This window comes from Paenarthrobacter sp. NPDC090517 (assembly GCF_044769165.1).
Lineage (GTDB): Bacteria > Actinomycetota > Actinomycetes > Actinomycetales > Micrococcaceae > Arthrobacter.
Genome location: NZ_JBIVXN010000001.1, coordinates 519175 through 544706, shown reverse-complemented (window position 1 = coordinate 544706; position 25532 = coordinate 519175). Strand labels below are relative to the sequence as shown.

25 protein-coding genes and 1 tRNA gene are annotated in these 25532 nt (G+C 61.3%); 20 read left to right on the top strand and 6 right to left on the bottom strand.

What is annotated here, in order from left to right; all coding sequences use genetic code 11:
- Positions 1 to 67: 67 nt before the first annotated feature.
- The 12 genes from rimM (at position 68) to ACIQTW_RS02470 (ending at position 9834) form a co-directional block, all read left to right on the top strand.
- Positions 68 to 625: a ribosome maturation factor RimM gene (rimM, locus tag ACIQTW_RS02525; RefSeq protein ID WP_402933365.1), complete on the top strand. Its 558-nt coding sequence runs from the start codon at positions 68 to 70 to the stop codon at positions 623 to 625.
- Positions 622 to 1422: a tRNA (guanosine(37)-N1)-methyltransferase TrmD gene (gene trmD, locus ACIQTW_RS02520; protein WP_402933362.1), complete on the top strand. Its 801-nt coding sequence runs from the start codon at positions 622 to 624 to the stop codon at positions 1420 to 1422. Before rimM ends, trmD begins: the two co-directional genes overlap by 4 nt.
- Positions 1423 to 1686: 264 nt before the next feature.
- Positions 1687 to 2040 (top strand): 50S ribosomal protein L19, encoded by a 354-nt coding sequence (gene rplS / locus ACIQTW_RS02515; RefSeq protein WP_014922079.1) that lies wholly within the window; start codon positions 1687 to 1689, stop codon positions 2038 to 2040.
- 80 nt (positions 2041 to 2120) lie between these two features.
- Entirely contained in the window at positions 2121 to 2798 is a 678-nt protein-coding gene (gene lepB / locus ACIQTW_RS02510) for a signal peptidase I (RefSeq protein WP_402933357.1), read from the top strand.
- A complete protein-coding gene (gene lepB, locus ACIQTW_RS02505; RefSeq protein ID WP_402933354.1) occupies positions 2799 to 3656 on the top strand; it encodes a signal peptidase I in 858 nt (285 codons plus the stop codon).
- A 17-nt stretch (positions 3657 to 3673) separates the two neighbouring features.
- On the top strand, positions 3674 to 4444 hold the full coding sequence (locus ACIQTW_RS02500; RefSeq protein WP_402933351.1) for a ribonuclease HII: 771 nt from the start codon (positions 3674 to 3676) through the stop codon (positions 4442 to 4444).
- A 68-nt stretch (positions 4445 to 4512) separates the two neighbouring features.
- Positions 4513 to 4857: a DUF2469 domain-containing protein gene (locus ACIQTW_RS02495; RefSeq protein ID WP_026005632.1), complete on the top strand. Its 345-nt coding sequence runs from the start codon at positions 4513 to 4515 to the stop codon at positions 4855 to 4857.
- A gap of 114 nt (positions 4858 to 4971) precedes the next feature.
- Positions 4972 to 5337 carry a YraN family protein gene (locus tag ACIQTW_RS02490; RefSeq protein WP_402933346.1) on the top strand — a complete coding sequence of 122 codons (366 nt, stop codon included), beginning with the start codon at positions 4972 to 4974 and terminating at the stop codon, positions 5335 to 5337.
- Entirely contained in the window at positions 5337 to 6878 is a 1542-nt protein-coding gene (locus ACIQTW_RS02485; protein WP_402933343.1) for a YifB family Mg chelatase-like AAA ATPase, read from the top strand. The genes ACIQTW_RS02490 and ACIQTW_RS02485 overlap by 1 nt, the downstream gene beginning before the upstream one ends.
- Positions 6875 to 8107 (top strand): DNA-processing protein DprA, encoded by a 1233-nt coding sequence (dprA, locus tag ACIQTW_RS02480; RefSeq protein WP_402933340.1) that lies wholly within the window; start codon positions 6875 to 6877, stop codon positions 8105 to 8107. Before ACIQTW_RS02485 ends, dprA begins: the two co-directional genes overlap by 4 nt.
- Before the next feature lie 61 nt (positions 8108 to 8168).
- Positions 8169 to 9095, top strand: a complete 927-nt coding sequence (locus ACIQTW_RS02475) for a tyrosine recombinase XerC (RefSeq protein ID WP_402933337.1) — start codon at positions 8169 to 8171, stop codon at positions 9093 to 9095.
- A gap of 235 nt (positions 9096 to 9330) precedes the next feature.
- Positions 9331 to 9834 (top strand): DUF3145 domain-containing protein, encoded by a 504-nt coding sequence (locus ACIQTW_RS02470; protein ID WP_026005636.1) that lies wholly within the window; start codon positions 9331 to 9333, stop codon positions 9832 to 9834.
- A 113-nt stretch (positions 9835 to 9947) separates the two neighbouring features.
- Here ACIQTW_RS02470 and ACIQTW_RS02465 read toward each other — a convergent pair whose 3' ends face one another.
- The 6 genes from ACIQTW_RS02465 to aceE all read right to left on the bottom strand — a co-directional run bounded on the left by ACIQTW_RS02465 (position 9948) and on the right by aceE (position 17992).
- Positions 9948 to 11183 (bottom strand): beta-ketoacyl-[acyl-carrier-protein] synthase family protein, encoded by a 1236-nt coding sequence (locus ACIQTW_RS02465; RefSeq protein WP_402933334.1) that lies wholly within the window; start codon positions 11181 to 11183, stop codon positions 9948 to 9950.
- 132 nt (positions 11184 to 11315) lie between these two features.
- Positions 11316 to 11561, bottom strand: a complete 246-nt coding sequence (locus ACIQTW_RS02460) for an acyl carrier protein (protein ID WP_011692310.1) — start codon at positions 11559 to 11561, stop codon at positions 11316 to 11318.
- Between the two features lie 117 nt (positions 11562 to 11678).
- Positions 11679 to 12740 carry a beta-ketoacyl-ACP synthase III gene (locus tag ACIQTW_RS02455; protein WP_402933331.1) on the bottom strand — a complete coding sequence of 354 codons (1062 nt, stop codon included), beginning with the start codon at positions 12738 to 12740 and terminating at the stop codon, positions 11679 to 11681.
- A complete protein-coding gene (locus tag ACIQTW_RS02450) occupies positions 12737 to 13666 on the bottom strand; it encodes an ACP S-malonyltransferase (RefSeq protein WP_402933328.1) in 930 nt (309 codons plus the stop codon). The genes ACIQTW_RS02455 and ACIQTW_RS02450 overlap by 4 nt, the downstream gene beginning before the upstream one ends.
- 88 nt (positions 13667 to 13754) lie before the next feature.
- Complete coding sequence (locus ACIQTW_RS02445; RefSeq protein WP_017199662.1) at positions 13755 to 14999, bottom strand: CdaR family transcriptional regulator; 1245 nt, start codon at positions 14997 to 14999, stop codon at positions 13755 to 13757.
- Positions 15000 to 15190: 191 nt separating this feature from the next.
- The gene (gene aceE / locus ACIQTW_RS02440; protein WP_402933324.1) at positions 15191 to 17992 is read right to left on the bottom strand and encodes a pyruvate dehydrogenase (acetyl-transferring), homodimeric type; all 2802 of its coding nucleotides are present in this window, start codon (positions 17990 to 17992) and stop codon (positions 15191 to 15193) included.
- A gap of 380 nt (positions 17993 to 18372) precedes the next feature.
- Between aceE and ACIQTW_RS02435 the strand changes: the two genes are divergently transcribed.
- The 8 genes from ACIQTW_RS02435 (at position 18373) to ACIQTW_RS02400 (ending at position 25531) form a co-directional block, all read left to right on the top strand.
- Positions 18373 to 18792: a DUF3052 domain-containing protein gene (locus ACIQTW_RS02435; protein WP_026005795.1), complete on the top strand. Its 420-nt coding sequence runs from the start codon at positions 18373 to 18375 to the stop codon at positions 18790 to 18792.
- On the top strand, positions 18789 to 19292 hold the full coding sequence (locus ACIQTW_RS02430) for a peroxiredoxin (protein WP_402933320.1): 504 nt from the start codon (positions 18789 to 18791) through the stop codon (positions 19290 to 19292). Before ACIQTW_RS02435 ends, ACIQTW_RS02430 begins: the two co-directional genes overlap by 4 nt.
- The gene (locus ACIQTW_RS02425; RefSeq protein ID WP_402933317.1) at positions 19289 to 20245 is read left to right on the top strand and encodes an NAD-dependent protein deacetylase; all 957 of its coding nucleotides are present in this window, start codon (positions 19289 to 19291) and stop codon (positions 20243 to 20245) included. Before ACIQTW_RS02430 ends, ACIQTW_RS02425 begins: the two co-directional genes overlap by 4 nt.
- Before the next feature lie 66 nt (positions 20246 to 20311).
- Positions 20312 to 20387, top strand: a tRNA-Val gene (locus ACIQTW_RS02420).
- Between the two features lie 109 nt (positions 20388 to 20496).
- A complete protein-coding gene (locus ACIQTW_RS02415; RefSeq protein WP_402933314.1) occupies positions 20497 to 20787 on the top strand; it encodes a hypothetical protein in 291 nt (96 codons plus the stop codon).
- Positions 20788 to 21008: 221 nt separating this feature from the next.
- Positions 21009 to 21803, top strand: a complete 795-nt coding sequence (locus ACIQTW_RS02410) for an IclR family transcriptional regulator (RefSeq protein WP_091468065.1) — start codon at positions 21009 to 21011, stop codon at positions 21801 to 21803.
- A 143-nt stretch (positions 21804 to 21946) separates the two neighbouring features.
- Complete coding sequence (locus ACIQTW_RS02405; protein WP_091468062.1) at positions 21947 to 23308, top strand: MFS transporter; 1362 nt, start codon at positions 21947 to 21949, stop codon at positions 23306 to 23308.
- A gap of 165 nt (positions 23309 to 23473) precedes the next feature.
- Positions 23474 to 25531: an acyltransferase family protein gene (locus ACIQTW_RS02400; protein ID WP_402933309.1), complete on the top strand. Its 2058-nt coding sequence runs from the start codon at positions 23474 to 23476 to the stop codon at positions 25529 to 25531.
- Position 25532 lies beyond the last annotated feature (1 nt).

Here is a 25532-nt window from a genome sequence, read left to right as displayed (position 1 = left end):
CTTTATCCACATTTTCCTGTCCGTTGCCGCCCGATGGCGCGGGCACTACAAGAATTCAGAGGAACCCATGCAGCTCCAGGTGGCCCGGATCGGCAAACCCCATGGCATCCGCGGCGAGGTTACAGTGCAGGTACTCACCGATGCCCCCTCCGAGCGCTTCGTCGCGGGAACGGAGTTCGTTGTCGAGCCCGCCTCCGCTGGACCTTTGACCATCCGCAGCGCCAGGTGGAACAAGGACATCCTCCTGCTTGGCTTCGAAGAAATCGCCGACCGTAATGCCGCCGAAGTCATCCGTGGTGCGAAGCTCTTCATCGAAACCGAGGAACTCGACGACGAAGATGACGACGAGGGCTGGTACGAGCACGAGCTAGTTGGCTTGGAGGCCAGGGTCGGTTCGCGAGTAGTGGGCAAGGTTGCCGCCCTCACCACACTGCCGGTCCAGGATCTGTTGACTGTTAAGACCGACGACGGCAAGGAAATCCTGGTTCCCTTCGTCGAGGAAATTGTGCCCGAGGTCAACGTCGAGGGCGGATACATCCTTATCACCCCGCCAACAGGGCTCTTTGAGATCAACGACGACAACCCCAAGGAGCCCAAGGATGATGCCGGGGATGATGTTGAATGAGGATCGATGTCGTCAGCATTTTTCCTGAATACCTCGCACCGCTGGAGCTCTCACTCATAGGCAAGGCCCGCCAGGACGGATTGTTGGAGCTCAACGTCCTCGATCTACGCACCTTCACCACGGACAAGCACCGTACTGTAGATGACACACCGTATGGCGGCGGCGCCGGAATGGTCATGAAGCCGGAGCCCTGGGCGCAGGCGCTCGAATCGGTCGCGGCCGCCCGCGAGGGCTCCAAGCCTGTGCTGATTGTCCCTTCGCCGGCAGGGGAGAAGTTCAACCAGGCTTTGGCTTATGAGCTAGCCGAAGAACAGCAGTTGGTCTTCGCCTGCGGACGCTACGAAGGCATCGACGAACGCGTCATCGATTGGGCGCAGGAACACTTCACGGTCCGGCCCGTAAGTCTCGGTGATTACGTCCTCAACGGCGGCGAGGTGGCCGTGTTGGCCATGGTCGAGGCCATTGGCCGCCTTCTTCCCGGCGTCGTTGGCAACCCTGAATCCTTGGTTGAGGAGTCCCACTCCGATGGCCTTTTGGAGTATCCCGTTTACACCAAGCCGTCAGCGTGGCGGGAACACGACGTTCCCCCGATCCTCCTCAGCGGTAACCACGGCAAGATTGCGCAGTGGCGGCGCCACGAGCAGTTCCGCCGGACCGCTGAGCGCAGGCCTGATCTTATGGAGGGGTTCGACGCCGGTGGGTTGAGCCGCGCGGACCGGAAGGCTCTCGCGGACCTCGGGTACGACGTCGTTGAGGGCCGCCTCCGGGCCAAGTCCGGCGGCGACGCCGAAAACTAAGTCCACTTCCCGCCGTCGAACGTCGCCGTAGCCATGGCAGTTGGCCGGATGGTGGCGACTATGGCAGAATTAACCCTTGTGTCTACTGGGCTGACACCTGCCACAGGGGGAGTTCAGCCAACAGTCGGACAACCCGGCGACGCCAATCAGTGGCGGAGCTGGACACTAAGAAACTTCGGCGGAGATTTCCGGTTGCTTTCATGCCCGGGCTTGTCTGCCGTAACCCAAAGTGAATGACCTGTGGCGTTCACCAGGAGTGGATTAATGCATATCCTCGATAGCGTAGATGCAGCCTCGCTGCGTAACGATGTTCCGGAGTTCCGCGCGGGCGACACCCTCAAGGTTCACGTCAACATCATCGAAGGCAAGAACTCCCGTGTCCAGGTATTCCAGGGCTTCGTCCTAGGCCGCCAGGGTGACGGCGTTCGCGAAACCTTCACCGTGCGCAAGGTTTCCTTCGGTGTCGGCGTAGAGCGTACCTTCCCGGTACACTCCCCGATCATCGACAAGATCGAGGTCGTCACCAAGGGTGACGTCCGCCGCGCGAAGCTTTACTACATGCGTGCACTGCGCGGTAAGGCTGCGAAGATCAAGGAAAAGCGCGACTTCGCCAAGTAAGTCCTGCGACTTACGCAACGGGTCCAGGATTCGTGCCCGGTAGTTCCGGAGCAATCCGCAACGCAACAGGGATACGAGTCATGGACACATCAGAACGCCAGCCCCGTAAACAGGGCTGGCGTTTTGTTTTGCTCGCACTGGTGCTGGCCGTGGCGATCAGCGGCTTGGTCCGATCCTTGTGGCTGGATGTTTACTACATTCCTTCCGAGTCCATGGAGCCCCTCCTGATTGAAGGGGACAGGATCCTGGTCTCGCGGACGGCATTCAACTCCGAGCCGATTCGCCGCGGGGACGTTGTGGTCTTCGATGGCCGCGGTTCCTTTGCACCCTTGAGCAGCGGTCAGAGCCCGTTCATTGACGCGGTGTCTGCCGCAAGCCAATGGTTTGGGCTGACCGGCAGTGACACGACATACGTCAAGCGGGTGATTGGGGTCGGGGGTGACCACGTCAAGTGCTGCGACGACGCTGGCCTTCTCACGGTCAATGGTCAGATTCTTGAGGAACCCTATCTGTATCCGGGGGATGAACCCAGCAAGCAGAAATTCGACGTCGTAGTTCCTGATGGCCGTCTATGGCTCATGGGTGACCACCGTTCGCGTTCTGCTGACTCCCGTGGACTATTGGGAGCACCGGGTGGCGGCATGGTTCCGGTCGATCGTGTTATCGGGCGACCGGTCCGGATTGTTTGGCCACTTGATAGATTTGCAGAGATGCCTCGCTCAGCGCAGGCCGAAACATCATCGAAGAACGGACAGTAAATGCCGGACAAAGCTCCTGAGAATCCCGAGCGGTACGACGACGACGCCCGGCTCTCGGACGGAACGGCAAGTGCTGCCGGTGTGGCTGAACCGCGCCAGGTTGACAGCGTTACCTCCGGTGCGGACGAGCCCCGCTCCCGTGATTCTGAAGGTGGCGCCCACGCCGCAGAGAAGCCGCGCAAAAACCCCGTGCTCGTGTGGGTCAAGGAGATCGTCACTGTGGTGGCGATTGCGCTGGTGCTGTCCTTCCTTCTTAAGACTTTCCTGTTCAGGGCGTTTTATATTCCGTCCGAGTCCATGGAGAGCACTTTGGACGTCAACGATCGCATCTTCATCAATCTCCTGGTTCCCGGGCCATTCGATCTTGAGCGCGGGGACGTCGTGGTCTTCAAGGATACTCAGGCTTGGTTGCCGCCAGTGGCCAAGAAGCCGGCCGGACCCATGGACTGGGTGGGTGACGGTCTGGAGTTCGTAGGTTTGGCTCCTGATGACAATGAGCAACACCTTGTTAAGCGCATCATCGGACTCCCGGGGGACAGGGTTTCCTGTTGTGATGCAGAGGGCCGTCTTTCGATTAATGGGGTCCCGGTCAACGAGACCTATGTCAACCCGGCAGAAGTGCCCTCGCCCACGACTTTCGACATCGTTGTTCCGGAAGGAAAGGTGTGGGTGATGGGCGATAACCGAAATCACTCAGAGGACTCCCGGGCGCACCAGGAAGTCAACGGTGGTTTCATTAACATTGAAGATGTTGAAGGTAAGGCCACCGTGATCGCTTGGCCGATCAACCGCTGGACCATCCTCGACAACTATCAGGACGTTTTCCGTGACGTCCCTGAAGGCACCTCCTCAAAGTAAGGCATCCCGGCAAAGTAATGGCGACAACGGCTACCGGTTCGAAGGGCAAGACGAAGGTCAAGGCCGCGTCCAAGACAACGGCGAAATCCACCACTAAAGCCAAGAACCCGGTGGGTTTCCCTACCCTTGACGTCGAACGATCCTTCTTGTCCTCCGGAGTACGCTTGTTGGCCGGTGTGGACGAGGTTGGACGGGGAGCATTGGCTGGTCCGGTGAGTGTGGGAATTGCGGTGGTCAACCTCGAAAGCCACGGCTTGTTGGCAGACGTCCGGGACAGCAAACTGCTCAAGCCCGAGGATCGCGACAGGCTGGAACCACTGGTTCGGGAGTGGGCCGTGGCCTCCGCCGTTGGTCACGCTTCGTCCCGGGAGATCGACCGGATCGGCATCATCGCGGCGCTCCGTTTGGCCGGAACGCGTGCCTGGTTCGAGATCCTGGCTGGCGGTGTTACGCCTGATGCTGTGCTGCTTGACGGCAGCCATAACTGGTTGTCGCCTGAGGCTCAGGCCTCTCTCTTCGAGGCATCCGACTCAGGACCGGGGTGCGAAGCGCCCGTCCATACCAGGGTGAAGGCCGATATGAGTTGCCTCAGTGTTGCCGCTGCAAGTGTTCTGGCCAAAGTTGCCAGGGACCGCATCATGGTGGATCTGCATTCGGAAATTCCTGCCTATGGGTGGAACGAGAACAAGGGCTACGCCACTTCTGCCCACCGGGATGTGATCCGGCTGCAGGGCCCAAGCGAGTATCACCGGACAAGCTGGAACCTCACTGGGCCGGAGCTCCTCTGACGTCACCCTGAGCGGTGCTGCCGGCTTCCATGGCGCGGGCCGACCGGCTGATAGTGCAAGATGGAACTATGAGCGCCGAGGACCTTGAGAACTATGAAACCGACATGGAGCTTCAGCTCTACCGCGAGTACCGGGATGTTGTCGGTCTGTTCAGTTATGTAGTGGAAACCGAGCGGCGGTTCTACTTGGCTAATCACGTGGACCTGCAGGCGCGCAGCGCGGACGGTGAAGTCTATTTTGACCTGACCCTGCAGGATGCATGGGTTTGGGACGTCTACCGCTCGGCCCGCTTTGTGAAGAATGTCCGGGTGATTACGTTCAAGGACGTGAACGTGGAAGAGTTGCCGCGAAATGAGGAACTGGCTCTGCCGAAGGATGGCGGCCTCGGGGATTTGGGAGATCTCGGTAACTAGCGCCTGCCGTTGCCGGGAGTAGTCCTCCACAGAATCCATTTGGCCACGTTTACCCACATAGCTTCATAGGCCTCTGCCGCCACTCTCCGCTACCCGGAAGGCTGGTGAGCGGAGGTGGTGGTCATGAGACCAAAAGACCTGCTTGGCCGAAACGGTGAAGCACTGGCGGCCGGTTTTCTGGAAAACCAGGGAATGCGGATCGTCGATCGCAATTGGCGGTGTCCGGACGGCGAGATAGACATCGTGGCAATCGAGGGCGACACCCTGGTTGTTGCCGAAGTGAAGACCCGGAGGAGCCTGGCTTACGGACATCCTTTTGAGGCGGTGGACGCGGCCAAACTGGCCCGACTCCACCGGCTCTCATCGGCATGGTGCCGGGAGCACGACCTCCATGCCCCGCGGAGGCGCATCGATGTCGTCTCCGTGATCGATAGCGGCGTCGGCGAACCGCAGCTGGAGCATCTGCGGGGTGTCTGCTGATGGGGGTCGGGCGCAGCTACTGCGTTGCCCTGGTAGGGCTCAACGGCTACATAGTGGAGGTCGAGGCTGACATCGGCCAAACTCTTCCGAACTTCGTGATCCTGGGGCTCCCTGATGCTTCCTTGAATGAGGCGAAGGAACGCATTCGATCTGCGGCGCAGAATTCCGGGATTCCCCTGAGCAGACGAAAGATCACGGCCAACCTGATTCCGGCGTCCCTCCCCAAGCGGGGTTCCGGATTCGATCTCGCCATCACCATGGCCGTGCTCCGCGCCGCCAACGACATCCGTGAAATTGGCGGAACCGTCTTCATTGCGGAGCTTGGCTTGGACGGCAGGTTGAGGCCGGTACGAGGCATACTTCCTGCGGTGATGGCTGCTGTTCAGGCTGGGTATCCGGAGATCGTGGTAGCCGAAGCAAACGTCGCCGAGGCAGCACTGGTGCCAGGGGCCCGGGTCAGGGGATACAGGACTCTCGCCCGGCTCGCCTACGACTTCGGTGCGGACCCCAAAGACCTCGCCCTTGACTACGACCCGCCCGGCGGTGATCCCGCGGATGAGAACGACGACGCCGTGGGCATCGTACCTGATCTTTCCGACGTTTCCGGGCAATCGGAGGCGCGACGTGCCCTGGAGGTAGCTGCCGCCGGGGGTCACCACATGTTGCTGACCGGGCCGCCGGGGGCCGGCAAGACCATGCTGGCAGAGCGCTTGCCGGGCTTGCTCCCGGATTTAGCCGATACCGCGGCAATGGAAGTTACGGCCATCCGATCGTTGGCCGCTGTCCAGTCGTCCACGGTGCGGCTCGTCCGCAGGCCGCCTTTCGAAAATCCCCACCACAGTGCCACCGCCGCCGCAATCATCGGGGGCGGCTCGGGGCTTCCTCGGCCCGGAGCGGCCTCGCGTGCACATCGCGGCGTGTTGTTTCTTGACGAAGCTCCGGAGTATGAGCGCCGGGTACTCGATGCCCTCCGTCAACCGTTGGAGAGCGGAGAGCTTGTCATACACCGCTCGGCGGGAACCGCGGCCTACCCGGCAAGGTTTCAGCTCATCCTTGCCGCAAATCCCTGCCCGTGCGGAAAAGCCTCCGGCAAAGGCATGGACTGCACTTGCACGGCCATGATGCGGCGCAGGTATTTCGGACGAATCTCAGGACCCCTGCTGGACCGCGTGGATATTCAGTTGCAGGTGGAGCGGGTGTCCTTGGCCGACTTCGGCCATGGGGGTGAAGAAGAAGATACCCGCATCGTCGCGGAACGTGTACAGGCTGCCAGGGAACGCCAACTCGAGCGGCTGCTGCCCATGGGGCTTGAAACGAATTCCCAGGTGCCAGGGCGAACCTTGCGGGGGGAATTGCGGCTGCCTCCCGGGACCACCCGGATTCTGGACACCGCGCTGGAACGAGGTACCCTCACTGCCCGCGGCTACGACCGCGTCCTCCGGCTGGCATGGACGCTGGCAGACCTCTCGCACAGCGATGCGCCGGACATGGATCACATAGGCCAAGCACTGGGCCTGCGCCAAGCTGCAGCTGCGACATGAGAAGCACCGACACGAAGGGAATCACCGCAGTGGCCGAATTGGGGAAGCAAGATAGAGAACGGATCGCCAGGGCAGCATTGGCCCGGCTAATGGAACCTCAGGACTCCGTAGGCCTCGCATTGGTGAGGGCAGTAGGCGCCCTGGATGCCTTGGGTGTTGCAAGCGGCGAGCTGAAATCAGGTCCAAACCTGGAACAGGAGATCTCGGCCTTGCTTGTTGAAGGAGGAGGAGTATCGTCGTGGGCCGGGCTCCCGGCAAGCCTTCGTCGATGGGCGCCGCGTGTCGCCGACCTCGCGCCGGACCGTGACTTGGAGACCATGCGCCGATTGGGTGGGAGATTGATCATCCCCGGTGATGACTTGTGGCCCGAGCAGCTGGAAGACTTAGGGCTCCAAGAGCCGCTTTGTTTATGGTGGCGGGGAAAGGAGCAGCAGTTTCCCTCTGCCCGCCAAACCATCGCCCTTGTGGGTTCCAGGGACAGCACAAACTACGGAGCATCCGTCACAGGGGATCTCGCCTACGGCTTGGCACAGCGGGGCTATACCGTGGTATCCGGTGGAGCTTATGGCATCGACGCTCACGCGCATCGCGGAGCCTTGAGCGGTGGAGTCGCCGACGTGCCCACCATCGCCGTCATGGCAGGAGGCGTGGACCGTTTCTACCCATCCGGTAACGAGGACCTTCTCCGCGCAGTGTCCGTGCAAGGCGCTGTCATCTCCGAGGTACCACCTGGATCCGCTCCCACCCGTTACAGGTTCCTTCAACGGAACCGGATCATTGCCGCCTTGGCATCAGTGACGGTGGTGGTGGAGGCACGTTGGAGATCGGGCGCCCTCAACACGGCCCACCATGCTGAAACCATTGGAAGGGTTGTTGCTGCTGTCCCGGGTTCCATCCACAGTGCAAACTCGGCAGGCTGCCACCGCCTACTCCGGGATGGGGGAGCAGTGTGTGTCACCGACGTCGGCGAAATTGCCGAGCTTGCCGGCGCCATAGGAGAAGCCACAAGCGAGGAAAAGGACTCCGGAGCAGCGGTGCACGATGGCCTGTCCTTGGAGGATCTCATTCTTCTGGACGCACTGCCTCTCCGGTCCACCAGCTCGGTGGAGAAGCTGACTGTGGTGGCAGGACTGAGCGCGGATTCCGTGCGGGCCGGGTTGGGTCGGCTGGGGTTGCTGGGTTTGGCCGGCTCGGAGCGGGGAGGGTGGAAACGGGTCAAAAATGCTTAGTCCGTTGGGTCAAGCATGTTGATACACCTTCTTTGTGCTGGCGACTGGCACAGTGGGAAGCGTGGACGGACAATCACTACCAGCACCCCTTCAAGATGCAGTCGATGGCTTTCGGCGGTATTTGGAGGGTGAACGTGCCAGGTCTGCTCACACAGTCCGTGCCTACCTTGCCGATGTCGAGAGTCTCCTTGGCTTTGCCGTGCAGGAAGGAATCCATGAACTGGGGCAACTGGAGTTAGGCTCCCTGCGTCGCTGGCTTGGGGCGCAGAGTGAGGCCGGCATGGCCAGGGCCACGTTGGCGCGCCGAGCCGCAACCGCCAGGTCGTTCACAGGCTGGGCGCTCCGGGAGGAACTGATCAGGACGGACCCCGCGGTTCGTCTGCAGGCTCCCAAACGGGACAAGTCCCTGCCCGGAGTTCTTCAGCAACAGCAGGTCACCCGGATGGTGGATGACCTGAATACTGCAGCTGCCGACGGGGGCGTCATGGCACTGCGCAACAGGGCCATGGTGGAACTCCTGTATGCAACGGGAGTCCGGGTTGGGGAACTAGTAGGGCTCGATATAGATGACCTTGATCCTGATCGTCGTACCCTCCGCGTGCTGGGTAAGGGCAACAAGGAGCGCACTGTTCCGTTCGGCGTACCCGCGGCGGTGGCGGTGGACGATTGGCTCAGGCGGGGTCGACCGGCAGTGGTAACAGCCACGAGCGGACCTGCCTTGTTCCTGGGCGTGCGTGGCAACCGCGTTGATCCCCGCCAAATCCGGACGGTGGTCAGCGAACTGCTGCAGGCGCTCGGAGACACATCTGCCACGGGGCCCCATGCGCTCAGGCACAGCGCGGCAACCCATCTGCTGGATGGTGGAGCAGACCTGCGGGCTGTGCAGGAAATTCTTGGTCACAGCAGCCTGGCAACCACTCAGATCTATACCCACGTATCCGTGGACCGACTCCGGAAGAGCTACCAACAAGCGCACCCGAGGGCCTGAGCATGACCCCTCAAGTACCGCACTGGCGGAAACGGGCAGCGTACGGCAAAATGAAAGCACCACGGGGAAACCTTCAATTCACGGTTGAGGGTTAGATCTGTGCCAATATCGTCTGTAGTACCAAAACTGAATAGCCTGTCAGGGCCCGCATGAGTTTCATGGCATCCGGCAGCAACAGCAGAGCATCCAGGCAGAGGTCGTTGGGGAAGACGTACCTACAGCTATGGAGGATGGAATGTCTGTTGCAACAACCCGCGGTGTCCTGTTTGTGCACTCGGCCCCTACGGCACTTTGCCCGCACGTCGAGTGGGCCATTGGATCGGTCGTGGATAAGCGGACCGATCTTGAGTGGACCCCTCAACCGGCTGCGCCTGGAATGTTCCGGGCTGAGTTGTCGTGGACCGGGACGCCCGGTACGGGCGCGCAATTGGCATCGGCCCTCAGGGGTTGGGCTCACTTGCGTTACGAGGTAACCGAGGAACCCAGTCAAGGGGTGGATGGAGCGCGCTGGTCGCACACCCCTGAGCTGGGTATTTTCCATGCCGTCACAGACGTTCACGGCAACATCATGGTGACCGAGGACCGCATCCGCTACGCCTATGAGTCGGGCGCAGGGGATCCCTCAGCCGTCTACCATGAGCTCTCATTAGCTCTCGGTGAAGCGTGGGATGAGGAACTCGAGCCCTTCCGCCACGCAGCTGAAGGTGCTCCCGTGCGCTGGTTGCACCAGGTCGGCTAACAACAATCGATTCAAAGCACTGACTCAAAAGCGTCTTCCATAGCAATGAGAAGGGCCCCACCTGCTGGTGGGGCCCTTCTCATGTCCCATTGGACAGCGGTATAAAAGCGGACCTAGACGTTCCGGACAGCGATGACGGCATTGTGACCGCCGAAGCCGAAGGAGTTGCTTAGTGCCACGATGTCGCCACTGGGCAAGTCACGGACGGACGTCACAACATCGAGGGGGATCTCTGGATCCTGGTTTTCGAGGTTGATGGTGACTGGTGCTTTGCGCTCGTAGACGGCCAGGACGGTCAGTACAGCTTCAACAGCCCCTGAGGCGCCCAGGAGGTGGCCCATTTGCGACTTGGTGGCGGAGACCGCCACGTTGTCTACGTGGGTCCCCAGAGCGGCGCGCAGAGCCGTGTACTCGGGCTTGTCGCCTACAGGAGTCGAGGTGGCGTGCGCGTTGACGTGGACTACGTCCTCCGCCTGGATCCGCCCATCGAACATGGCAGCCTTCAGTGCTCGGGTGGCGCCCAGACCCTCAGGGTCCGGTGCTGTGATGTGGTAAGCGTCTGCTGTCACGGACGTTCCGGCGAGCTCGGCATAAATGCGCGCGCCGCGGGCGATGGCGTGCTCCTCGGCTTCCAGTACCAACGCACCGGCACCTTCGCCCATGACGAAACCGTCGCGATCAATGTCGTAGGGGCGCGAGGCGCGCTCCGGCTCGTCATTGCGGCGGGACAAGGCCTGCATGGAAGAGAAGGCGGCCAGCGGCATCGGGTGGATGGCAGCTTCAGCGCCACCGCAAACCACAACGTCTGCTTTGCCGGACCGGATCAGGTCCAAGCCAAGGTGGAGGGCCTCGGTTCCGGAAGCGCAGGCCGAGACGGGAGTGTGCGCGCCGGCCCGGGCGCCGAGGTCGAGGCTGACTGCCGCTGCCACACCGTTGGGCATGAGCATGGGGACGGTCATCGGCAGGACCCTGCGGGGGCCCTTGTCCCTGAGCGTGTCCCAAGCATCGAGGAGAGTCCAGACACCGCCGATGCCAGTGGCGAATGCCACGGCGAGGCGGTCGTGGTCGATTTCTTCAATCCCCGAGTCGGCCCAAGCCTCACGGGCTGCAATGACACCAAACTGCGTGGAGGGGTCCATGCGCTTTGCCTCAACGCGGCTCAGGACCTCAAGTGCCGGCGTCGAGCACCGGGCAGCAAAGTGGACGGGGAGGTCGTACTTGGCCACCCACTCGTCACCGAGCGTGCGGGCGCCGGAGACCCCTTTCAGCGCGTTTTGCCACATTGTGGGTACGTCGCCGCCGATGGGAGTGGTGGCCCCCAGACCGGTTATGACTACTTTGCGTGCCATGCGATCACTCTCTGTCGGATAGCCGTCCCGCATGCGCGGTTCACAGGGGGAGGCAAGAAAATCTATGGGTGTTACTGCGGCTGTGCCGGGCGCAAGGATCGGAATCCTGGCCCGGCACAGCTGGTGTCAGGACTAGGCCTGTGCGTTGGCGATGAAGCTGACGGCGTCGCCGACGGTCTTGAGGTTCTTGACCTCTTCGTCCGGGATGCGAACGCCGAACTTCTCTTCAGCGTTGACGACGATGGTCATCATCGAGATGGAGTCGATGTCCAGGTCCTCGGTGAAGGACTTGTCCAGCTCAACGGCTTCGGTTGCAAGGCCTGTTTCTTCGTTGACGATTTCAGCCAGGCCGGCCAGGATCTCTTCGTTGCTAGCCATGATTGGCTCCTTTTCTTGTTGTACCGGCTGCTGCCGGAAAGGGGGGCAAACCGCGGGTTGCGGCTTGGGTTTGTAAGTCGTATTCAGTTGCTGATGGCAGCCGGGACGAGTCCCGATCTACGGCAGAACCACTACCTGGGCGCCGAAGACCAGTCCGGCGCCGAAACCGATCTGCAGGGCCAGGCCGCCGCTCAGCTCAGGGTTTTCCTGAAGCAAGCGGTGCGTTGCCAGTGGGATGGAAGCCGCGGAAGTGTTGCCCGCTTGGGCGATGTCACGGCCGATGACAACGGATTCGGGAAGCTTGAGCTTCTTCACCATCTCGTCGATGATGCGCATGTTCGCCTGGTGGGGAACGAAGGCAGCGAGGTCGCTGGCCTCGATGCCGGCGGCATCCAAGGCCTGCTGGGCTACCTTGGCCATCTCCCAGACGGCCCAGCGGAATACTGTCTGGCCGTCTTGCCGCAGGGTGGGCCAAACATCCTGGGTTGCCGAAAGAATGGCGGGATCGTCAATTTCGTCGGAGTGCCGCGCGGATTCGCCCAGCTTCTTAACGTCCTCAAGGGAGTGGGTCATGCCGATGGCGTCCCACTTGCTGCCGTCCGAGCCCCAGACGGAAGGTCCGATGCCAGGAGTGTCGGACGGGCCGACCACCACAGCGCCGGCGCCATCGCCGAGGAGGAAAGAGATGGTGCGCTCGTGGTTGTCAATGACGTCTGAGAGTTTTTCAGCGCCGACCACGAGCACGTACTCGGCAGCGCCGGAACGGACAAGGGCATCAGCTTGGGCCACGCCGTAGCAGTACCCTGCGCAGGCGGCCGAGATGTCGAAGGCCGGGGCCGGCGTCGCGCCCAATCGGTCGGTAAGCGCCGCGGCAGCGGAAGGAGTCGCGTAGGGGTGTGTCACGGTGGACACGATGACGGCGCCCAGCTGGGACGGTTCAATTCCCGCCTGCTTGAGCGCCTCGCGTGCGGCGCCTTCTGCCATGTCGATCACGCTGACATCCGCGGCTGCACGATGACGGGTGATGATGCCGGTGCGCTGGCGGATCCACTCGTCAGAGGAGTCAATCCACTGGCACACGTCGTCGTTGGTGACGATGACGTCCGGTCGGTAGGCGCCGATGCCCAGGATGCGTGCGTTCTCGTTGACAGCAGATTTGTTGAGTACTGGAGTGCTCATGCCTGCCCCTCCAATTCAGCAAAGAGTGCGAGAGCCGCGGAGAGATCCTCCGGGGTTTTGACAGCAACCGTCTTGACGCCGGGCATGCCGCGCTTGGCGAGCCCTGCGAGCGTGCCGGCAGGGGCAAGTTCGATCACACCGGTGACACCCCGTTCAACGAGGGTTTCCATGCACTGATCCCAGCGGACCGGGCGTGAAACTTGTGCGATCAGGCTTTCGACGGCGGCAGGCCCCGCTGTGACCTCCTTGCCATCGTAGTTCGACAACAGCGGAACTGCCGGGTTTTGCGGCGACAGGGACGGCTTCAGGGCCTCAAGGGCGCTGACTGCCGGTGCCATGTGGGAAGTATGGAAAGCACCGGCCACCTTGAGGGGTATGACGCGGGCCTTCGCTGGCGGGTTGTCCGCCAAGGCCTTGAGTTGCTCGAAGGTGCCTGCGGCTACTGTTTGTCCGGCTCCGTTGACATTGGCGGGTGTCGCGCCCGCGGCAGTAATGGCTGCCAAGACCTCGGCGGGGTCTCCTCCTACCACGGCGCTCATGCCCGTGGGAGTCACGGCGGCTGCTGCGGCCATGCTGTTGGCGCGCTCCCGAACGAAGCTCATTGCCTCAGACTCCGTGAGGACGCCTGCGAGGGCTGAAGCCGTGATTTCGCCCACGGAGTGCCCGGCGAGGATGACGGGAAGGGTGCTGAGTTCGACATCGAACAAGGACTTGGCAGCAACCAGGCCGGCGGCAACGATCAATGGCTGCGCCACGGCAGTGTCTTTGATGGTCTCTTCATCCGAGATGGTTCCGTGGGCCTTGAGGTCAATGCCTGCGATTTCGCTCAGTGCGGCCAATTGGCCTTCGACGGAGGGGAGTTCCAGCCAAGGGGCCAAAAATCCGGGGGTCTGGGAGCCCTGTCCAGGGCAGACGATTGCAAGCACGTATCCAGCTTTCCAAATTGCCACGTGATCCACTGGTGTTTTGGTACACCAAGCTCACTGGGTCAGTTTGTAGGAAGTCTACAACGGTTCAGTTCTGGGAACGTGACGCATGACGTTCGGCAGCGGCTTTTGGTTGGGCTGAAAGGCGGCCCACCACCAGCGCCGTTTGCAGCACAAACGCCTCCCTGGGGAGGAGCGGATCCCAGCCTGTCACATCGCAGACGCGCTTCAAACGGTAGCGCACGGTGTTGGCATGGACGAATAGTTCGCGCGCCGTGGCTTCCAGTGAGTGACCGAGCTCCAAGTACGTGCCCAAGGTCTCCACGAGCCCGTTTGAGGCCGCGAGCAGGGGCCTGTAAATGTTCTTGATCAATGACCTTCGCGCGGCGTCATCACCGGAAACGACGCGCTCGGGGAGGAGGTCGTCTGCAGCAACAGGCCGAGGCGCGGAAGGCCACGCACGGGCTGCGGTCAACCCTGCGAACGCCGCCTGGGCGGAGCTGCTCGCCTCAAGCAAGGAGCCTGCTTCCGGGCCGTAAACCACAGCCCCCGGCGCAAAGAGCTCGCTGAGTTTGACGTAGGCTGTGTCTCGGTCTTGCACTCCGCCAAGGATCAGTATGAGCCGGTCGCCCTGGATTCCCACCAGTGCGTCCTCGGCGAAGCGCCCGGCCGTACGGCGAAGTTCACTGACATAGCTGGCGCTAGGCTCCGACGGCGAATTTCCCACCATTACGGTGAATCGCTCCTGCGCTTTCCAGCCAAGGGCCGCGATCCTGGACCTTAGGGCATCGGTATTCTCGCCTCGCAAAATGGCGTCAACGATCAACGCCTCCAGGCGTGTGTCCCAGGAGCCGCGGGATTCAGCAGCCCGCGCATAAACATCAGCGGCTGCGAAGGCCACCTCCCTCGAATAGCGCAGTACGGCTTCCCGGAGTGATGGCTGGTCCGATTCAGGGGCGATCACGGGCACCTGGTCCTCCACCACTTCCACCACGATGCGGATCAGTTGCAGGGCCTTTTGCAGGCTGATGGAACGGGTCAGTTCCGTGGGGGCGTTGCCAAAGACGTCCGTGAGGATCCACGACGGCGAACTGGGCCGCTCGTACCAGGTCACGAAGGCTGCGATGCCGTTCTGGGCCACCAGGCCCAAGGCCGAGCGTTCATCGGAGCTCAGGCGGCCATACCAGGGCAGTGATTTCTCGAGCTGCCGCATGGTGCTGGTGGACAGCTGGCCCACGTTGGCGCGGAGTTGCCGCAGGGTTTCAGCCTTTTCGGGTGACAATGCCTGGGGTGCTGCCTTGCGTTTGGTGGTTGTTTTGCTCGGCTCTGCCATGGAACGAGCATACGGCCCATCACGGGCAAGCTCCATTTGTGAGAAGGCTACAACTCGTGTTGTTGCTGGTCACGTCCTTGGCACGCATGTCCCAACGCGCTTAACGCCCGACGGCGGCCCCCACCTTTCGGTGAAAGCCGCCGTCGCGGATATTGCTGTCGCTGATTTTTCGCGAATTACCCGACGAACAGTTAGGCGTCGCCGCCTGCTCCGCCGGTGGTGCCGGCGTTCACATCCAGAAGCCGGTACTTTTCGATCGCCTTTTCCAGCGCACCTGCTTCAACTTCTCCCTTGGCGGCGAGGAGTTGGAGGGTTTTGGCGACGATGGAGTGGGTGTCGTTTTTGAAGTAGCGGCGTGCGGCTTGGCGGGTGTCGGAGAAGCCAAAGCCGTCTGCTCCGAGGGAGGCGAAGTCGTTGGGGATGAATTGGCGGATTTGGTCGGGGACGGCTTTCATGTAGTCGGACACGGCGATGACGGGTCCGGTGGTGCCGGCGAGTTGTTCGGTGATGAACGGGGTGCGGGCGGGTTGGCCGGGGTTCAGGAAGGCGTGTTCTTCGGCGGCGAGTCCGTCGCGTCGGAGTTCGTTCCAGGAGGTTACGGAGTAGATGTCGGCGGCGACGTTCCAGTCTTCGGCGAGGATCCGTTGGGCTTCGAGGGCCCAGGGTACGGAGACGCCGGAGGCGAGGATGGTCGCGGTGGGCCGGTTCCCGGTGGTGCCGTCCGCTGCGGGGGCGGGGGCGAGGCGGTAGATGCCTTTGAGGAGCCCGTCGATGTCGAGGTTTTCGGGTTCGGCGGGTTGGGTGATGGGTTCGTTGTAGACGGTGAGGTAGTACATCACGTTACGGTCTTCACCGGTGCCGTCAGTGTTGTTCTCGCCGTACATTTCTTCGAGGCCGTGGCGGATGATGTGGCCGATTTCGTAGCCGTAGGCGGGGTCGTAGGTTTTCACGGCGGGGTTGGTGGAGGCCAGGATGGGGGAGTGCCCGTCGGCGTGTTGGAGTCCTTCGCCGGTGAGGGTGGTTCGTCCTGCGGTGGCGCCGATGATGAAGCCGCGGGTCATTTGGTCCGCGGCGGCCCAGAAGGAATCGCCGGTGCGTTGGAAGCCGAACATGGAGTAGAACACGTAGATCGGGACCAGGGGTTCGCCGTGGGTGGCGTACGCGGTGCCGGCGGCGGTGAACGCTGCGACGGCGCCGGCTTCGTTGATGCCGGGGTGGATCAGTTGGCCGGCGGGGGATTCTTTGTAGGCCAGGACGAGGTCGCGGTCCACGGAGAGGTAGTTCTGGCCTTTGGGGTTGTAGATTTTCGCGGTCGGGAAGAACGCGTCCATGCCGAAGGTCCGGGATTCGTCGGGGACGACGGGCACGAACCGGGCACCGAAGTTCTTATCCCGCATGAGGTCCTTCAACAAACGGACGAAGGCCATGGTGGTGGCGGCTTGTTGTTTCCCGGACCCGCGTTTGGCGACTTCGTAGGATTTCGCCTCGGGCAGGGTGACGGGGGTGTGGGTGCGGCGTCGTTCGGGCACGAACCCGCCGAGTTCGGCGCGGCGTTCCATCAGGTATTTGATTTCCGGGGCGTCCATGCCGGGGTGGTAGTACGGGGGCCGGTAAAGGTCAGCGTCGAGCTGGTCATCGCTGATCGGGATGCGGAGGTGGTCACGGAAGGCTTTGAGGTCTTCCATGGTCAGTTTCTTCATCTGGTGGGTGGCGTTGCGGCCTTCGAAGTGCGGGCCCAGGCCGTAGCCCTTGACCGTTTTGGCCAGGATCACGGTGGGTTTGCCCTTGAACTCGGTCGCTGCCTTGTACGCAGCGTAGACCTTGCGGTAGTCGTGACCGCCGCGTTTGAGGCCCCAGATCTGTTCGTCGTCCAGGTCCGCGACCATGTCCTTGGTCTGCGGGGACTTACCGAAGAAGTGTTCCCTCACGAACCCGCCGGACTCGGCCTTGTAGGTTTGGTAGTCACCATCGGGGGTTTCGTTCATGATCTTCACCAACGCCCCGTCCTTATCGGCTTCCAGGAGGGAGTCCCACTCACGGCCCCAGACGACCTTGATCACGTTCCAGCCCGCACCGCGGAAGAACGCCTCGAGTTCCTGCATGATCTTGCCGTTACCGCGGACCGGTCCGTCCAGGCGCTGGAGGTTGCAGTTGATCACGAAGTTCAGGTTGTCCAGGTTCTCGTTCGCGGCGAGCTGGAGCAGGCCACGGGACTCGGGCTCGTCCATTTCCCCGTCGCCCAGGAACGCCCAGACCTGCTGATCGGAGGTGTCTTTGATGCCACGGTTCTGCAGGTACCGGTTGGACTGGGCCTGGTAGATCGCGTTCATCGGGCCGATACCCATCGACACGGTCGGGAACTCCCAGAAATCCGGCATCAGGCGCGGGTGCGGGTAGGAGGACAGGGCATGACCGGCCTTGGACTTTTCCTGACGGAACCCGTCCAGATCCTCTTCCGTGAGGCGGCCTTCCATGAACGCCCTCGCGTACATGCCCGGCGAGGCGTGGCCCTGGAAGAACACCTGATCCCCGCCCGAAGGGTGGTCCTTGCCGCGGAAGAAGTGGTTGAAACCCACCTCATACAACGTCGCAGCACCGGCATAGGTGGAAATGTGCCCGCCGACACCAATATCGGAACGCTGCGCACGGTGGACCATCACCGCGGCATTCCACCGCATGTACGCCCGGTACCGGCGCTCGAACTCCTCGTTCCCCGGGAACGGCGCTTCCTGGTCCACCGGGATCGTGTTCACATAATCAGTGGTCGTCACCATCGGCACACCCACCGACCTCGCGCCAGCACGCTGGAGCAACGAACGCATAATGTACTGGGCACGCTCGGTACCCTGCTCCGCGATCAACGCATCAAGGGACTCAATCCACTCCGCGGTCTCTTCCGGATCACGATCAGGCAGCTGGGCAGTCAACCCGCTGAGGATGTGTGAGGTCTCTTCTCCTGCAGCCACGTCCAACCTTCCTTTAGGCGCATGCATCGGCGCCTCAAGTCCGGCAGGGTAACTGCCCGTCGTGAACGCGTCGTGTGCGACATCTCTGTTTCAACAGCCCGGTCGGATGCGCCGGGCAGGTCTTGTGAGCGCTTGGCTGCCTGTGGAACTTCTCGGGGCGGTCGCCCTGCAGCCGTAGCGCTCATGGCCACTCTAGCTTTCGCGGCGTCGCGATGCGTAGCCGTGGGCGCCTGGGGGCGTTGTATGTCACACTCCCGCGGCCTCCGTGACGCAAAGCACGCAATCCTCTTGGCGTCGAAACACCGTGTGGAATGCGGAATATGGCCGCTGGCTGGGACAATAGCTTGAAGCACACGCCCAAAGGGTGTTGGCTGTTAGTAATGGAAGTCACTGCAAAAGGAGGAAACGTGAGCGAGGCCGACGCCGCCACATCGGTAAATGTGGCGGAAAGAATGGGTTTCAAAGATGGGGATCTGATTCAGGAACGCGGCTACGACGACGACGTCGATTTCGACTTGCGTGACGACATCGAAGATGTCACAGGCTCCGAGTTGTTGGATGAAGATGATCATGACGTCGTGGATGCTGTTGTTTTCTGGTGGCGGGATGGCGACGGTGACCTTGTTGATGCCCTGATGGATTCGCTCACCAACCTGAAGGAAGGCGGGGTTGTTTGGGTACTGACGCCAAAGTCAGGCCGTGACAACTACGTTTCTCCTGCAGACATCCAGGATGCCGCCCCCACTTCAGGACTACACCTGACTACATCGGCAGGGGTCTCAAAGGACTGGAGCGCCACGCGTTTGGTGCCCAAGAAGAACAAGTGACAGCAGTCCAACAGGCTCCGGCCCAGGTGCTCGTTCCTGAAGCGGGGCAGCTTGCACCGGATTTTGAACTGCTGAATCAGTACGGCGAGCCTGTCCGTTTGGCGGACTACCGGGGCCGCAATGTTGTCCTCGTGTTCTTTCCCTTTGCTTTCTCCGGCATTTGCACCGGCGAACTCTGTGAGATTCGCGACAACATCGCGGACTTCAAGGATTCGAATGCCACGGTACTGGCGCTGTCCGTAGATAGTAAGTTCGCACAACGGGCCTACGCGGAGCATGAGAACTTTGGCTTCGACCTCTTGGCGGACTTCTGGCCGCATGGGGCCGTGGCACGGGACTACGGCGTCTTCGATGAAGCGAGTGGAATGGCCCTAAGGGGGACGTTCATCATTGACGCTACAGGTGTCATCCGCTATGTCGTTGTCAATCCCCGCGGCCAAGCGAGGGACTTTGCCGAGTATCGCCGGGCGTTGTCGTCTTTGGCGGACCAGCCGTCATGAACCATCCCAGGCCCGGAGTCGGCATGACTGGATTTGCCAGCATGCCACCCGCGCCCGTAGGGCAACTTGACCCCGAAGAGTTGCAGGCGCTCGAAGTTGCCGGGGATCTCCTAAGCGGGAAGCGCTTAGCTGTACTCACCGGAGCCGGGTTGAGCACTGATTCAGGGATTCCTGACTACCGTGGGCCCGGTTCTGCGCCCCGGAACCCCATGACCTACCAGGAGTTCGTGGGAAGTGAGGCAAACCGGCGGCGCTATTGGGCGCGGAACCACATCGGTTGGTCCCACCTCAGGCATGCCGATCCTAACGCCGGCCATAAGGCAGTCGCGGTTCTGGAACGTCGCGGCCTGTTGTCCGGTCTCATTACACAAAATGTTGACAGGCTCCATGAGGACGCCGGAAGCATCAACGTGGTGGACTTGCACGGCCGATTCGACCAGGTGGTTTGCCTCAGCAATGGACACACCTTCACCCGGCGCTTGATCGCAGCAATCCTTGAAGAAATCAATCCTGGTTTCCTGGAGGCGGCACTGGAGTCCGGTGTAGTAGAGATGGCTCCGGACGCTGACGCAACAGTTGAGGACCACGAGCTCATTACCTCGTTCGTGATGGCGGTCTGTCCCATTTGCGGTGGGACGTTGAAGCCGGACTTTGTCTACTTCGGTGAGAACGTCCCCAAGGATAGGGTGGCCCGCGCCTACGAGATGGTGGATAACGCGGACGCCCTCTTGGTAGCGGGATCGTCGCTGACGGTTCAGAGCGGACTGCGGTTCGTGCGCCACGCCGCAAAATCGGGAAAACCAGTGGTCATCATCAACCGGGGAACTACCCGCGGCGACGACTTTGCTCAAGTGAAATTGGAACTGGGAGTCAGCGGCGCATTGGACTACCTTGCGCGCTCCTTGCCGGATCTTCCACAAGCTCCTGCGCCGATTGGTGTTTCGGGCGGTTGATCATGTAGAGTCATTGTTCGTTGGTTGAAGCGCGGAGGAAGTTACGAAGCACGGAAGCCGCGGTTTGGGTCTTTAGCTCAGCTGGTAGAGCGCCACGTTTACACCGTGGATGTCATCGGTTCGATCCCGGTAGGACCCACCAGGAAAACCCCGTCATTCAAGTCGAAAGGCTTGGAGGGCGGGGTTTTTGTTTGCCTCCTTCCAGCTGCCCGCGATCTTGAATGTCAGACCTGCACCCTACGGTTTCTTCCATGGAGCACGTACACATCGTCACAGTTGAGCCAGGCGCCCCGGCGGTCATCATGAGGGGCGGCCGGGAGTGGCGCATGGTGGTGGAACCAGTGCGGTGGTTTGAGCGGGTTGCCTGGTGGGAGCTGTCCCGCCGGATGCCCAGGGGGCAAGGGCGGGTTGATATTGAAGTCTGGCAGGTCCAGGTCCGCCTGGGGAGCAACCCACGGTCCGCCATCGCTACCTGGGAACTGGTGAGGGACGGAACTGGTGGGGGCTGGCGCCTCCGGGGCGAGGAACTCGCTGCTGCTTAGGCTGACGCCGGAAATGGATGAGCTCTCCACCACGACTATTGGGGGATGCCGCGGTGGAGAGCTCGAAGATGAATATACAGAGAACTTTCGGGTTTGGAAAGTGCGGTCTCACCGGAGGCGCAGTGTGGGGTGCAACTCACCCTGCCGAGTCACCCCCATTCCACTATGATGAGTATTGTTCAGCAGAATGAACAGCCGAATTGCGATGTCGAAGGAGAATCATGGCCGATTCCCGCACCTCCCGTTCCGAAGGGCTGGGCGCTTCGTCGCCGGCGCCTGCCGTCACCCGCGCTGCAGCCGTGTTGGAGGTGCTGGCCGAGTCGCCTACGGGCCGACTGACGCTGAGCGATCTCTCGCGTGAACTCGGAATTCCCAAGTCCTCCACGTCCAACCTGCTATTGGCGCTGGAAGAAGCGCGGCTCATTACCCGCCAAGGTGCCGACTTTGCCTTGGGGAGGAAGCTTGTGGAACTGGGAGCTGCATACCTCAGTCGCCTGGACGAGGTGCAGGAGTTCTACAAGTACTGCGAGCAAGCGCCTACGCTCTCGGGAGAGACTGTGAGAATCGCGATGCTCGATGGCGACCATGTCATCTATTTGGCACGGTACGAGGGCCATCCAGCGGTCAGGTTGACGTCCAACATCGGCGACAAGATGCCTGTCTCGCTCTGCAGCGTCGGCAAGGCCCTGATTGCACAGCTTCACGATCACGATATCGACGCGATGTTCCCGGATGGCATGGAGTTGCCCACCATGACCGCGAACTCCCTCAAGACTGCGGAGGAGCTCAAGGCCCAGATTTCCACCATCCGCAAGCAGGGGTACGCCTTCGAGGATGAGGAGTCCACGGTAGGCGTAGTCTGCCTGGCCGTGCCGGTCCCTACCCACGGGGCGCATGGCCCAAGCCTTGGCCTGTCGGTGACAGCGCTTAAGGCCACCTACTCGGAGGAGCAGGGCGCCCTCATGGTCAAGGAACTTAAGGAATTGGCGCGTTCCCTGGGTAACCCGATGGGTTAGTTCTTTTCAAACGCGCTAAATAAATCTGATTACAACCTTGGCAGTGCGTTCAACAAGCTGTACGCTGTTCATTATAGTGATCTTGGCGGTGATGCCATCACTATCTCGCTGGGCCAACGGGGGCCCGGGGTGATTTTGAGGGAGTGCTTGTGATAACTCGTGCAAATGAAAAGCTCGCGGCCGAGGCCGGGGACGCTGTAGTTGAGCCGGAACAGCTCCGGCGGGCTACGCTGGCCAGCTCTGTCGGCTCCGCGCTGGAGTACTACGACTTCTACCTTTACGGCTTGGCTTCAGCTCTGATCTTCGGTCCGCTGTTCTTTTCACCGCTCGGCCCTGACGGTGCGTTGATTGCGTCGTTCGCCACCTACGGCGTTGGCTTTGCTGCCCGTCCGTTTGGCGGTTTGATCTTCGGCTACATCGGGGACAGGTTCGGAAGGAAAATGGTCCTCATCCTCACCATCGCTTTGATGGGAACAGCAAGCTTTGCCATTGGCCTTCTGCCCACCTTCGAGCAGGCAGGAATGCTCGGAGCGATTCTGCTGGTTACGCTGAGGATCATCCAGGGACTCGGCGCCGGCGCCGAGCAGGCCGGCGCCACCACCCTGATTTCAGAAGTGGCTCCGCGCCGCCGTCGTGGGTTCTTCGCTTCATTGCCGTTTGTCGGCATTCAGTTAGGCACACTCCTTGGAGCCGGCACCTTTACCGTGCTCATGATGGCGGACCAAACAGCCGTTCACGCTTGGCTTTGGCGAGTGCCGTTCCTGGCAAGTTTCGTTCTGATTGTGGTCGCTGTGCTGATTCGACTCAAACTGAAGGAAACGCCAGCTTTCCAAGAGTTGGAGAAGCACAAGAACGTGGTCAAAAGCCCCATCCGGGAGCTATGGAAGCACTCCAAGAAGAACGTGCTTGTGGGTATTGGACTACGCATGGGCGAGAACGGAAACTCTTCAATCTACTCCGCGTTGCTGGTGTCATTCTTGAGTATGCCTGCTGGTGGCGGGTTCGTAGGCAACACGCAGATTGGCTCGACGGGGCTTTTGATCGCTGCCGGTTTCTCCGCCATTTTGGTGGTTACGTTCGGTGCGTTGTCCGACAGGTTTGGTCGCGTCCCCGTCTACCGCTACGGCGCACTGTTCCAGGCAATCATCGCGGTTCCTGCCTTCTACTTGGTCACACTCGGCAATGTCACACTTGTATGGGTGGTTATGAGCGTCGGAATCGCAATTGGCGTCCAGTCGATGCTTGGCCCCCAGTGCCCCCTCCTTCCAGAATTGTTCGGCTCGCAGTACCGCTTCACCGGCGTGGCCATGAGCCGGGAGATCTCTGCAGTGCTGGCTGGTGGTGTAGCCCCCCTGCTCGGTGCAATCCTGCTGGCTGCGACCAATCAATCATGGCTGGTCCTGGCCATCTACTCCCTGGTCCTGGCGCTCATCTCCTTCGTGACCACGTTCTTTACCCCTGAGACGGCCGGCAGGGACCTCGTCAGTACCGAAGACGCAAAGTAGGTTCCGCAGAAGCACCTGCACCAGGAACACTCAAAACAGCGCGGCACCTCCTTCAAGAGGGTGCCGCGCTGTTTTGCGACTGAACACAAAAATGAGGGGCTCAGACTGTGGTGGAAATTCGCCGGTGGCAGTGCAGAATTGGTGCAGCGAAAGAGGAGCGTGTCGATGACGGCAACCAAGGGCCTTGCGTCACCGGAGAGTACCGGGCAGGTCCGGGCCGGGGAAGGGAAGACTACGTTTCGGCCTGAGATCCAAGGCCTGCGTTCCTTGGCCGTACTCATGGTCGTTTCATACCACATTTGGTTCGGCCGGGTTTCCGGTGGAGTGGACGTCTTCCTGCTGATTTCGGCGTTCCTGATGACGTTGCAATTCGTCAGCCGTTACGAGGACGCGCGGCCGGTATCACTGGTGCGGCACTGGCTGCACCTGTTCTGGCGGCTGCTGCCTGCCGTCGTCGTGGTCCTGCTTGGCACTCTCGCGGCCACGTATGTGTTCATTCCCCGCACACGCTGGATCGAAATAGTCAGCCAGGGATGGGCTTCGCTGTTCTACGTCGAAAATTGGCTGCTCCAGCGCCAGGTGGTCAATTACTACGCGGCAGACCATAGCTTGGCGAGTCCTTTTCAGCATTTCTGGTCGCTGTCCATCCAGGGGCAGGTCTTTATTCTCTGGCCGGCCATCTTCGTTGCCACGGCCTGGGTGTGCCGCCGTCTGAATCTGCGGTACCGGGCCGTGCTGCTTGGGGTTTTCGGGCTGATCTTCGCAGTATCGCTGGCGTATTCGATCTACTTCACGGCGGCCAATCAGGAATTGGCCTACTTCGATACCTTTGCCCGGTTGTGGGAGTTTGCCTTGGGCACGCTGGTGGCGCTGTTGCTTCCGTATCTTCGGCCCGGGCGGGGACTGCGAAGCGTGCTTGGCTGGGCAGGGGTGGCCGCCATGCTGAGCTGTGGCGCCCTTCTTCAGGTGCAGACCGCGTTTCCTGGGTTTGTGGCTTTGTGGCCGACCCTTGCGGCCGTGGCTGTCATTGTCGCGGGGCAATCGGGCAGCCGCTTCGGAGTTGACAGGATCCTTTCGTCCAAGCTGTTGGTGGGTCTGGGATCTACCTCCTATGCGCTCTACTTGTGGCATTGGCCGCTGTTGGTGATTACTTTGGTGTGGATCGGCCAAGACCATGCAGATGCGATCACCGGCACCTTGATCGTGGGTGCGTCGCTGCTGTTGGCGTTCCTCACTACCCGGTTTGTGGAGCAACCCTTGCGTGCATGGCGATGGCCGGAGGCCAAGCGCCGGCGTCTGGCGTTGGCTGTATTTGTTTGTCTTGCGGTCGCTGCCGCTCCGATGGTGCAGTTCGGATACCAGCAACAAATGGCGAAGAACATTATCGCTTCGCAGAATGCCGACGATAACCCGGGGGCGCGGGCGTTGCTACCCGGATATGTCGACCTTGTTAGCGAGGGCGCGCGGACGCTGCCCACCCCTGAGCAGCTGCCGGAAGATTGGGGAAGGCTCGACGGCGCATGTACCGGAGATCTTCGTCCAACGGATCCGGTGCTGTTTGCAGAGTGCCAGCAGAACGACGTCGGTGCTGACGCCGAGAGGACCGTCTTTGTGGTGGGTCAGTCCCATTCGCTGCAGTGGCTTGGAGCCATCGGCCCCCTGGCCAAGGAGCACCAGTGGCGTGTCCAGGCCATCACGTTCGGGGCCTGCCCGTTCATGACCGAAACGGACGAGGTAGGGGACGAATGCAACGCCTTCAACCGAAACGTCCGGGAACACATCCGTATCCATCAGCCCGATGCTGTCTTCCTTGTTGGGACGGCAGCAGTTACAGACTCGCCGGATGAGGACCTCACTTGGGGTCTTGACGAACTGGTTGGCGAGATCACTGACCAGGGCATTGAGGTCATCGCCATGAGGGACAACCCGCGCTTCTCATTCAGCCCGAGTGAGTGTGCGATGGCGTCAGGCGTAGAGGACCCACGCTGCCGTCCAGCCCAGTCGTCGGTGCTTGCCGAAAGCAATCCCTTGGATCAGTTGGAGGGTACTTTCACGGGTTTGTCCATCCTGGACATGACGGACCTGATCTGCGACGGATCTTCATGCCCGGGCATCGTTGGCAACGTGTATGTCTACCTCGACGACAACCACCTCTCGAGTACCTACGTCAGGACCATGACCGAGACGTTGTCCGAGAGGTGGTTTGACGCCACAGGATGGTAGT